The 11,130-nt window shown below is 59.9% G+C and carries 8 protein-coding genes; 3 read left to right on the top strand and 5 right to left on the bottom strand.

Features of this window, described 5'->3' with window-relative positions; all coding sequences use genetic code 11:
* Positions 1-120: 120 nt before the first annotated feature.
* The 4 genes from PMI31_RS13650 to PMI31_RS13635 form a co-directional block, all read right to left on the bottom strand.
* Positions 121-1,539: an efflux transporter outer membrane subunit gene (locus tag PMI31_RS13650; RefSeq protein WP_008018634.1), complete on the bottom strand. Its 1,419-nt coding sequence runs from the start codon at positions 1,537-1,539 to the stop codon at positions 121-123.
* Entirely contained in the window at positions 1,539-4,730 is a 3,192-nt protein-coding gene (locus PMI31_RS13645; RefSeq protein WP_008018633.1) for an efflux RND transporter permease subunit, read from the bottom strand. Before PMI31_RS13645 ends, PMI31_RS13650 begins: the two co-directional genes overlap by 1 nt.
* A 12-nt stretch (positions 4,731-4,742) precedes the next feature.
* Positions 4,743-5,984, bottom strand: coding sequence for a multidrug efflux RND transporter periplasmic adaptor subunit MexE (gene mexE / locus PMI31_RS13640; RefSeq protein ID WP_008018632.1), 1,242 nt, complete (start codon positions 5,982-5,984; stop codon positions 4,743-4,745).
* A gap of 152 nt (positions 5,985-6,136) precedes the next feature.
* On the bottom strand, positions 6,137-6,430 hold the full coding sequence (locus tag PMI31_RS13635; RefSeq protein ID WP_008018631.1) for a LysR family transcriptional regulator: 294 nt from the start codon (positions 6,428-6,430) through the stop codon (positions 6,137-6,139).
* Positions 6,431-6,577: 147 nt separating this feature from the next.
* Between PMI31_RS13635 and PMI31_RS13630 the strand changes: the two genes are divergently transcribed.
* Together PMI31_RS13630 and PMI31_RS13625 are read left to right on the top strand one after the other, a co-directional pair.
* Positions 6,578-7,141, top strand: coding sequence for a TetR/AcrR family transcriptional regulator (locus PMI31_RS13630; RefSeq protein ID WP_008018630.1), 564 nt, complete (start codon positions 6,578-6,580; stop codon positions 7,139-7,141).
* Between the two features lie 121 nt (positions 7,142-7,262).
* Positions 7,263-8,345 carry a 2OG-Fe(II) oxygenase gene (locus PMI31_RS13625; RefSeq protein WP_008018629.1) on the top strand — a complete coding sequence of 361 codons (1,083 nt, stop codon included), beginning with the start codon at positions 7,263-7,265 and terminating at the stop codon, positions 8,343-8,345.
* Positions 8,346-8,477: 132 nt separating this feature from the next.
* Here PMI31_RS13625 and katG read toward each other — a convergent pair whose 3' ends face one another.
* Complete coding sequence (gene katG, locus PMI31_RS13620; RefSeq protein WP_008018627.1) at positions 8,478-10,691, bottom strand: catalase/peroxidase HPI; 2,214 nt, start codon at positions 10,689-10,691, stop codon at positions 8,478-8,480.
* A gap of 246 nt (positions 10,692-10,937) precedes the next feature.
* On the opposite strand from katG, the gene PMI31_RS31330 reads away from it, so the two are divergent.
* On the top strand, positions 10,938-11,130 hold a 193-nt coding region (locus PMI31_RS31330; RefSeq protein WP_238539288.1), incomplete at its 3' end, for a hypothetical protein.

Raw genomic sequence — 11,130 nt, 5'->3', positions numbered from 1 at the left:
GGAGCGAGCTTGCTCGCGATGGTCGTTAACGAAAACGCGTGCTTGCTGGCTAAGCGCGGCGCTCTTGAGTCCATCGCGAGCGAGCTCGCTCCTACAACAACAAAAACAACAACGGGTCAGTCAGTTGTTTTTCGCCAGCCGGGTTTCACCGCTGTCCCAACCGCCGCCCAGGGATTTGTAGATCGCGACAATGGCCCGGTACTGGTCGGTTTCACCCAGTGCCTGGGCATCCTCGGCGTTCAACCGCTCCCGTTGTGCGTCCAGCAACACCAGATAGTCAACCACCCCTTCCTTGTATTGCGTCGCCGCCAGATCGGCTGCCGCACGACTCGATTCGCTTTGCTTGATCAGCGACAGCAGGCGTTGCTGGCGCTTGCCATAGTCGCTGAAGGCGTTTTCCGACTCTTCCAGTGCGAGCAACACCTGTTGCTCGTAGGTTGCCAATGCCCCCTCGGCGTCGGCGTTTGCGCCACGAATTCGCGCCCGCACACTGCCCAGGTCAAACGCGGCCCAGGTGATGCTCGGCCCCAGACTCCAGGCGCGGGCGGCACTGGAACCGATTTGTGAACCACGCCCCGCCGTGAACCCGAGGAACCCGCTCAAACTCACCCGTGGAAACAGATCCGCGGTGGCCACGCCGACATCGGCCGTGGAAGCCGCCAACCGGCGCTCCGCCGCGAGCACGTCCGGGCGTCGCTGCAACAGCTCGCCGGGATCGCCAATCGGCAACGCCTTGGCGATGGCGGGCAAGTCCTTTGGACTCAAGTCGATGCTCAGCGTGTTCGGGCGTTCGCCCAGCAGCGTGGCGATGCGGTTTTTGTGATGCACCTGCTCCGCTTGCAGTTGCGGCACGCTGGCCTCGACGGCCGCCAACCGGGCATCGGCACGCACCACGTCGAGTTCGTTACCCACGCCAGCGTCACGCAGGCTCACCGTCACTGTGCGCGATTCACTCTGGTTCTTGAGGTTGGCCAGAGCGATTTTTTCCCGCAGTTGCGCACCGCGCAGCTGACCATAGGCGTCCACCAGTTCGGCGATCATGCTCACCCGCAGTTGGTACAGGTCCGCCGCCGTGGCGTCTTCCCGGGCATCACTGGACTCCAGTTCGCGCTGGATACGCCCGAACAGATCGATCTCCCAAGCCATGTCCAGGCCCAGATCGTAGCGCTCGGTGTTGACCCGATGCTCGGTCAGACCCGGCACCTGTGCCTTACCCTGCGTGCTGCTGACCCGGCTGGTGACCACCGGCAGATTATCGTTGCTGATGTCATCGCGAATGGCCCGGGCGGCTTTCCAGCGAGCGAAGGCCACGCGCAAATCGCGGTTGCCATTGAGCGCTTTGCCGACCAACTGATTCAGCGTGGGGTCATCGAATTGCTGCCACCACAGCGTTTCGAAACGCGACTGATCGTAGTGGGCCCCTTGTGCCGAGACGACATGGGCAGGTGCCGTGTCCGGGGTTTTGTAATCCGGACCTACGGTGCAGGCGGCCAATGCCGCGACCAGGAGGCTGGGAAGAAAGAGCTTGTAAGCATTCATCAGTGTGCCTCCGAATCAATAACATTGAGCGACTGAACCTGGGCCGCCTTGCGCGCAGCTTTACGCTCGATGTAACGACGAATCAGGACGAAAAATACCGGCGTCAGCAGCAACCCGAAGAAGGTCACCCCGAGCATCCCGGAGAACACGGCGACCCCCATGGCGCGACGCATTTCCGAACCGGCTCCGGTGGAAGTCACCAACGGAATCACGCCCATGATGAAAGCGATCGAGGTCATCAGGATCGGCCGCAGACGCATGCGGCAAGCGTCGAGCACAGCGTCCAGCGGCGACAGGCCCTGGTCCTGCCGGTCCTTGGCGAACTCGACGATCAGGATCGCGTTCTTGCACGCCAGGCCCACCAGCACGATCAAGCCGATCTGGGTGAAGATGTTGTTGTCGCCCTTTGAGATGATCACCCCGGCAATCGCCGACAACAGGGTCATCGGTACGATCAGGATCACCGCCAGCGGCAGGCTCCAGCTTTCATACAGTGCCGCCAACACCAGGAACGCCAGCAGGACGCAGAGCGGGAACACCAGCAACGCGGTGTCGCCGGACAGGATCTGCTGGTAGGTCAGGTCGGTCCATTCGTAGGTCATACCGTTGGGCAGTTCTTCCTTGAGCAGTTTCTCGATGGCTTTCTGGGCCTGGCCGGAGCTGAAGCCGGGCGCCGCCGCGCCGTTGATTTCCGCACTGATGAAGCCGTTGTAGTGCATGACCCGATCAGGCCCCGACGTCGGGCTGACCTTGATGAACGTGGCGAGCGGGATCATTTCTCCATGGTCGTTACGCACCTTCAACTGGCCGATCTGCTCCGGCTCCAGGCGGAACTGCTGGTCGGCCTGAACGTTGACCTGATAGGTGCGGCCGAAACGGTTGAAGTCGTTGGCATACAGCGACCCCAGGTACACCTGCAACGTATCGAAGATATCGCTGACGGCGACGCCGTGAGTCTTGGCTTTTTCCCGGTCGATCGCGGCGTCGACCTGCGGCACGTTCACCGTGAAGCTGGTGAACAGGTTGGCCAGCTCCGGAACGCTGCGGCTCTTGGCGATGACGTTCATGGTCTCTTTGTACAGGGCTTCATAACCCAGGTTGCCGCGGTCTTCGATCTGCAGTTTGAACCCGCCGATGGTGCCCAGGCCTTGAACGGGCGGTGGCGGGAACACGGCGATGTAGGCGTCCTGAATGCTGCCGAATTTAGCGTTCAGTGAAGCGGAAATCGCCTTTGCCGACAGGCTCGGGTCTTTGCGTTCATCAAAGGGCCGCAAGCCGATGAAGGCGATGCCGGCGTTCGGGCTGTTGGTGAAGCCATTGATTGACAGACCGGGGAACGCCACCGCGCTGTCAAAGCCTGGCTCGTTCATGGCGATGGTGCTCATGCGACGGATCACCGACTCCGAGCGATCAAGGCTGGCGGCGTCCGGCAGTTGCGCGAAAGTCACCAGGTATTTTTTATCCTGGGTCGGCACGAAACCGGTCGGCGTGGTACTGAAGCCCATGTACGTCATGGCGATCAGCCCGGCATACACCAGCAAGGCCACGCCGCTGCCACGAATGACCTTGGCGACAGCAACCACATAGCCATGGCTGGCCTTTTCGAATACACGGTTGAAAGGTTTGAACAGCCAGCCCCCGAACAGACGATCCAACACTTTGGAGAAACGGTCTTTCGGTGCGCCGTGGGCCTTGAGCAATACCGCGGCCAGTGCTGGTGACAAGGTCAGGGAGTTGAACGCCGAAATCACGGTCGAGATGGCAATGGTCAGGGCGAACTGCTTGTAGAATTGCCCGGTCAGGCCCGAGATGAACGCTGCCGGCACGAACACCGCGCACAACACCAGCGCCGTGGCGATGATCGGGCCGGTCACCTCGCCCATGGCTTTCTTGGTGGCCTCGATCGGCTCGAGGCCCAACTCGATGTTGCGCTCGACGTTCTCCACCACCACGATGGCGTCGTCGACCACGATACCGATGGCCAGCACCAGGCCGAACAGCGACAGGGCATTGAGCGAGAAACCGAACAGGTGCATCACGGCAAAGGTGCCGATCAACGACACCGGTACGGCGACCAGTGGAATGATCGAGGCGCGCCAGGTTTGCAGGAACAGGATCACCACCAGCACCACCAGGATCAGCGCTTCGAACAGGGTGTGAACCACCGCCTCAATCGAACTGCGGACGAAGATGGTCGGATCGTAGACGATCTCGTAGTCCATCCCCTCCGGGAAGCTCTTCTTCAGCTCGGCCATCTTCGCCCGCACCTGGTCGGAGACGTCGATCGCATTGGAACCCGGACGCTGGAAGATCGGCATCGCCACCGCTTCCTGGTTATTGAGCAGTGCGCGCAGGGCGTATTGGTTGGAGCCGAGCTCAATCCGCGCAATGTCCTTGAGGCGAGTGATCTCGCCGTCCGGACCACTGCGGACAATCACGTTCTCGAACTCCTCCTCGGTGACCAGCCGCCCCTGGGAGTTGATCGACATCTGGAAGCTCGTGGCGTTGGGTGCAGGCGGTGCACCCAGTTGGCCGGCAGCGACCTGGCGGTTCTGTTCACGGACCGCGTTGACCACATCAGTCGCAGTCAGGTTGCGTGAAGCGGTCTTGTTTGGATCGAGCCAGATACGCAGCGAGTAATCGCCGATACCGAACATCTTCACGTCACCGATACCGTTCAGGCGCGACAGCTCATCCTTGACATTGAGGATCGCGTAGTTGGACAGGTACAGCATGTCGTAGCGCTTGTCCGGCGAGGTCAGGTGCACCACCATCGTCAGCTCGGGCGAAGCCTTGTCCACGGTGATGCCGATGCGCGTCACTTCCTCGGGCAGTTTCGGCTCGGTGCGGGTCACGCGGTTCTGCACCTGCACCTGGGCGTTGTCCAGGTCGGTGCCCAGGGCGAAGGTCACCGTGAGGGTGAGCCGGCCATCGGCCGTGGACTGCGAGTACATGTACAGCATGTTCTCGACGCCGGTGATGGCTTGCTCAAGTGGCGCGGCCACGGTTTCGCCAATCACCTTGGGGTTGGCGCCCGGGTAGTTGGCATGGATGACGACGGTTGGTGGCACCACCTCGGGGTATTCGCTGATCGGCAACTGGAACAGCGCGATGGCGCCGGCAATCAGGATCAACAGCGACAGCACGGCGGCGAAGATCGGCCGCGTGATAAAGAACCGGGAGAACTTCATGGCTGTGTTCCTTTATCCGCGAGGCGAAACGGCAGCATCGGTTTTCACCAGCGCCGGTGACGGAGCAACGGGCTGATTGCCCGCCTCGATGGCCTGCCGTTGACGGGCCAGGGTGGCGACGGTTTGCGCGTCAGCCATCGGCGCGTCCTGAGGTGCGACCACTGCGCCGGGACGAACCCGTTGCAGACCGTTGATGACGATCCGGTCTTCCTTTTGCAAACCGCTGCGCACAATGCGCAACCCTTCGAGCTTCGGTCCCAGATCGACGCTGCGATACACGGCCTTGTTGTCCTGGTCGATCACCAGCACGAACTTCTTGCCCAGGTCGGTGCCCACGGCCTCGTCCTTGATCAGCAGGCCGGCATAGGCCGCGCTGCCCACCAGCTTCAATCGGGCATACAACCCCGGGGTGTATTGGCCGTCGGCGTTGTCGAACACCGCGCGGCCACGAATGGTGCCCGTCTTGGGATTGACCTGGTTGTCGACAAAGTTCATCTGCCCCAGGTGGCTGTTGCCCTCCTCGTTCGACAAGCCCATGTACACCGGCGTGGACTGACTGCGCCGGCCTTCACGGGAGAGCTGGCCGTACTTGAGGAACAGGCGCTCGTCGGCATCGAAATAGGCGTAGACCTTGTCGGTGGAGACCACGCTGGTCAGCGCCGAGGTGTCGGCGGTGACGATGTTGCCGGCGGTGATTTCGGCACGGCTGACCCGGCCGCTGATCGGCGCGGTGACGCGGGTGAAGCTCAGGTTCAGGCGTGCCAGATCGAGTTGTGCCTGCACGGCATCGACGGCGGCCCTGGCTTCCTGGGCGCTGGTGTTGCGCGTGTCGGCCAGTTCCGCAGAGATGGCGTTGCTGCTCAGCAGGCGTTGGCCACGTTGCGCTTCGTTGGCGGTTCGAGCCAGCGTGGCGCGAGTTTGCTGCAACTGCGCTTCAAGGCGATGCACTTCGTGTTCGAACGGCCGTGGATCGATCTGGAACAGCAAATCCCCCTTCTTTACCGACTCGCCATCCGTGAAGGCGACACGATCGATCTGCCCCGAAACCCGCGGGCGAACCACGACGGTTTCCGGCGCTTCCAGACGGGCGGTGACTTCGTCCCATTCCGTGATGGGTTGCTCCAGCACTTTGGCGACCGTGACATGCGGCGCACCCGGTGCCTGGGCGGCATCGGGTGCGTGACCGCAAGCAGTGATGGTCGCCAACGCCAGTGCAGCAAGGGGATAACGCAAAGGTTTGAGTGACTGTTCCATAGGGGTGTCCGCCTGACGGTTTAGGGGTTGGAGAATTCTCGGCCGCACAGGGGGGCAGCGACGAATTGAACGGAGTGAACTTGGCTATCATCATTAATGATGATCATCATGTTTAACGACGAAAAAACGATTGCTCAGATCAAGCCTATGAATTAACTGGGTTTTTTACTGGAAGCCGTCAGACTGACGACGGAACAAATGGAGTCCAGTGCGGGCCCAAGCGTTTGTGCCACCTGCAAGGCGCGGGTAGTCGGTTCCATTTTGTGGCCAATGCGTTTAAACAGAGGGTCGTTGAACAGTCTGCGCAGACGACCCAATGCGCCGCTGACCGCCGGTTGGCCCAGGGAAAGTCTTTCTGCGGCCCGAGTGACGTTGCGTTCCTGAATGAGTGCCTCGAAAACCACCAGCAGATTGAGGTCGATACTGCGCAGATCATTACGTTTCATGGGTCAGCACCCTGTGAGGTGTTTTGACTTGAGCCACGGGCTCGATACCGGCAAAACCATTGCCGCGAATTTATATTACGACCATCATTAATACCACCCCCTGAGCAAAAATTTGCCAGGGCACTCATCGGATGACAGGACCCTCTCATGAAAGTGACGAAAGACCAGGCAGCCGCCAACAAGGAAGCGATCCTCGGCGCGGCCGCGAAGATGTACCGGGAAAAAGGCATCGACGGCATTGGCATCGGCGAACTTTCCCGCTCGGTGGGCCTGACCCATGGCGGCTTTTACGGACAGTTCCCAGGTGGCAAGGAGCAGTTGGCGTCGGAGGCTGTGAGCCGCACGTTCGAAACCAACATCGAAGATTGGCGAGCGGCCAAGTCCATCCCCGAACTGCTCAAGGGTTACTTGACCCAAAGCCACCTGACCAACTGGACCGAAGGCTGCCCGATCCCCGCCCTGGGAGCCGATGTCGCGCGCAACGGCGGTGCCGTCAGCCACTCGTTCACCAAAGGCGTGCAGACCCTGATCGAAACGCTGATGCCACTGGTCGACGGCGAAACCGATGAGCAAAAGCATCAGGAAGCCTTGTGCATCCTGTCCTCGATCACCGGGGCAGTACTGATCGCCAGGGCCCTGGACAACCCTCGATTGTCCGAGCAGTTCCTGCAATCGGTGATCGATGCCTGGTCTGCCGACGCCCAGGCATGACAAGCCTGGTAACACCAGAGAGACACGTCATGAATGAGGAGTCGCCATCAGCGCTCCAGGCAACATCAACAAGACTGAACTAGCTTTACCCGCAACCACGGCCAACCGGCAAGGAGTTGTGATGCGCGCAACAGCATTTTCAGTCGGCCAACCAGCCCCCTGGTTCTATTGCCGAACCCAACTGAGAGAACGCTTTTGTTTCGACACGATTGCCGGTCGGTATGTCGTGCTTTATTTTTTTGGTTCTGCGACGGATCCTGCATCAACTGTTGTTCTGCAAGGTATTCGGGCCCATCGCCAGCGGTTCGATGATGATCACATCTGCTTCTTTGGTGTTTCCATCGATCCGGATGATGAAAAGCTCAAGCGGGTGGAAAGCTCGATACCGGGCGTGCGCTTCATCTGGGATTTCGATCGGGCAGTCAGCAAGCTCTACGGTACGTTGCAACCAGACGGTAGCATCAGGCAAATCACCTATGTGCTGGATCCCGCGCTGCGTGTCCTGGCCGTCGTCCCGGTAGAAACACCGATTGATAACCATGTCCCCTCGTTGATGCGCTTTCTGGACAGATTACCGGCACCGGCTCCGCCACGCGCCGCCACGCCACACGCACCCGTCCTGGTGGTTCCCCGTATATTCGAGCCTTCGCTGTGTAAAGCACTGATACGTTATTACGACGAACGTGGCGGAGAGGAATCCGGGTTCATGACCGAGCAATCGGGTAAAACCGTCCAGGTCACCGACCATGGCCACAAACGACGTCGTGACTGCGTAATTGAAGATCAGGCTTTAACCAAAGCCTGTGTGTTGCGCATAGCCAACCGTCTGCTTCCACAGCTACATAATGCGTTCCAGTTCAATGCCACTCGAATGGAGCGCTACCTGGTGGCCTGCTACAACAGCGATGAAGGCGGGCATTTCAAGCCACATAGGGATAACACCACAAAGGGTACGGCGCATCGCCGCTTTGCCGTGTCCCTGTTTCTTAATGCGGGAGAGTACGAAGGTGGCTTTCTGCATTTCCCGGAGTATGGAAAAGTACTTTACAGTGCACCGACTGGAGGGGCTGTGGTGTTTTCGTGTTCACTGTTGCACGAAGCCACTGCGGTAACCCAAGGTCGCCGTTATATGTTTCTCCCGTTTCTATACGATGACGCTGCTCGCGTCATTCGAGAGGAGAACCGCTCATTTATTGAAAGCTGACTCGCGCTCGACACGATTCAACTTTCATTACAGGCGGCCTTGAGTGCTGGACGCCCTCCGCTGATGCAGGAGCCGGAGGGCGAGCCAAGACACTTTTTTGCCGGTCATGCCGGCGTTATGACAACTTCTCCTCTAGGCGTTGCGAGTCAAGTCGAATCGATCCAGGTTCATCACCTTGGTCCAGGCGGCGACGAAGTCCTTGACGAACTTCTGCTGCGCATCGGCGCAGGCATAGACTTCGGCCAGCGCACGCAACTGCGCGTTCGAACCGAAGACCAGGTCAACCCGGGTGCCCGTCCACTTCACTGCACCGGTTTTGCGATCACGCCCTTCATACTCTTGCTGGGCATCCGACACGGGCTTCCACTCCACGCCCATATCCAGCAGGTTGGTGAAGAAGTCGTTGGTCAGCGCCTCCGGCCGTTGGGTGAACACGCCATGCCGGGTTTGCCCGACATTGGTGTTCAACACCCGCAGCCCACCCAGCAATACCGTCATTTCCGGCGCACTGAGCGTCAGCAGTTGTGCCTTGTCGATCAGCAATTTTTCGGCCGGTACACGGTACTGTTGCTTCAGGTAATTACGGAAGCCGTCGGCAATCGGTTCAAGGAAACCGAAGGAGTCGACATCGGTCTGATCCTGACTGGCATCCATGCGTCCCGGGCTGAACGGCACCGTCACACTGTGGCCAGCGTTTTTCGCAGCCTGTTCGACACCCGCGCCACCGGCGAGCACGATCAGGTCGGCCAGGGAGATTTTCTTGCCACCGGTTTGCGCGCTATTGAACTCCTTCTGGATGCCTTCGAGTTTGGCCAGCACATTGGCCAGTTGCGCCGGCTGGTTGGCCGGCCAGGATTTCTGTGGTGCCAGGCGCAGACGCCCGCCGTTGGCACCGCCGCGCTTGTCGGAGCCACGGAAGCTGGAAGCCGCCGCCCACGCTGTCGATACCAGCTGCGAGACCGACAGGCCGGACGCCAGCACCTTGTTTTTCAGGCCCGCCACATCGCTGTCATTGACCAGCGGATGATCGACGGCGGGAATCGGGTCTTGCCACAGCAGTTCTTCGTTCGGCATTTCCGGGCCGAGGTAACGCGAGAGCGGGCCCATGTCACGGTGAATCAGCTTGTACCAGGCACGGGCGAAGGCGTCGGCCAACTGGTCCGGATTGGCCAGGAAGCGCCGGGAAATCGGTTCATAGATCGGGTCGAAGCGTAGCGACAGGTCCGTGGTCAGCATGGTCGGATCACGCCGTATTGACGGATCGTGGGCATCCGGAATGGTGCCGGCGCCAGCGCCGTTTTTCGGCCTCCACTGGTTGGCCCCCGCCGGGCTCTTGGTCAGTTCCCATTCGTAGCCGAACAGGTTCTCCAGGTAGTTGTTGCTCCACTGGGTTGGCGTGGTCGTCCAGGTCACTTCCAGGCCGCTGGAGATGGTGTCGCCCCCCTTACCGGTACCGAACGTGCTCTTCCAGCCCAGGCCTTGCAGTTCGAGGCCGGCGGCTTCGGGCTCGGGTCCGACATGATCGACGGGACCGGCACCGTGGGTCTTGCCGAAGGCGTGACCGCCCGCGATCAGCGCGACAGTTTCCTCGTCGTTCATGGCCATTCGTGCAAAGGTTTCACGGATGTCTATCCCGGCGGCAACCGGATCGGAGTTGCCTTCAGGGCCCTCTGGGTTTACGTAAATCAGGCCCATCTGCACGGCTGCGAGGGGAGTTTCCAGAGTGCGCTCTACGGGATTTTGCCCGGCATCCTTGCCATAACGCACGTCGCCACCCAGCCACTTGCTTTCAGATCCCCAGTAAACGTCTTCGTCCGGTTCCCAGACATCCGGGCGGCCACCGGAAAAACCAAAGGTCTTGAAGCCCATGGACTCCAGTGCAACGTTGCCGGCGAGGACGATCAGGTCAGCCCAGGAGATTTTGTTGCCGTACTTTTGCTTGATCGGCCAGAGCAGCCGACGGGCCTTGTCGAGGCTGACGTTGTCCGGCCAGCTGTTGAGCGGTGCAAAGCGTTGCTGGCCGGAACCGGCGCCGCCCCGGCCGTCACCGGTGCGATAGGTGCCTGCGGCGTGCCAGGACATGCGGATAAAGAAAGGCCCATAGTGACCGAAGTCCGCCGGCCACCAGTCCTGGGAATCGGTCATCAGCGCAGTCAGGTCTTTTTTCAGCGCCTGGAAGTCCAGGCTCTTGAAGGCTTCGGCGTAGTTGAAGTCGCCCCCCAACGGGTCAGACTTGGGCGAGTGTTGACTCAAGATCTTCAGGTTCAGTTGGTTCGGCCACCAGTCGCGGTTCGTCGTGCCACCGCCAGCGGCGTTATTGAACGGGCATTTCGATTCAGTTGACATGGCATCTCCTCTTTATTTTATTTTCAGCTAACCACCTTTCAGCGTGGATCCGGATCACCGATTGATGAAATAGCTTTTCGGTATGGGATCCATAGCCTTAAGGCTATGACGGACCCTTGATCAGTCGCTCCAGAACATCCATTAAAGTACCGGTCCGGGAAACTGTCGCTTCATCCGGGGGAGATAACTGATAAACAGCTCAAATCAGTAAGAAGGTGGGCAGCACTTACATGACCCGGGACAAAAGTGGCGGCGACGATTCGGATCGCCACGCGGCCTGAAACATTCAGGGCATTGCTGCACGCAATAAAAAAGGTACTTCACGGAATCCCGGGGAACACAGATAACGAAGTATCTGTAGGGGCTGCAGCAGGCTGCGATCTTTTGGATCTTGATCTTCAGCAATATCCAGATCGCAAAAGCAAGATCAAAAGATCGT

Origin of the sequence: Pseudomonas sp. GM55, from assembly GCF_000282395.1 — a bacterium.
Lineage (GTDB): Bacteria > Pseudomonadota > Gammaproteobacteria > Pseudomonadales > Pseudomonadaceae > Aquipseudomonas > Aquipseudomonas fluorescens_CC.
The sequence above is the reverse complement of the archived record's forward strand: the minus strand, read 5'-3'. Positions and strand labels throughout refer to the sequence as shown.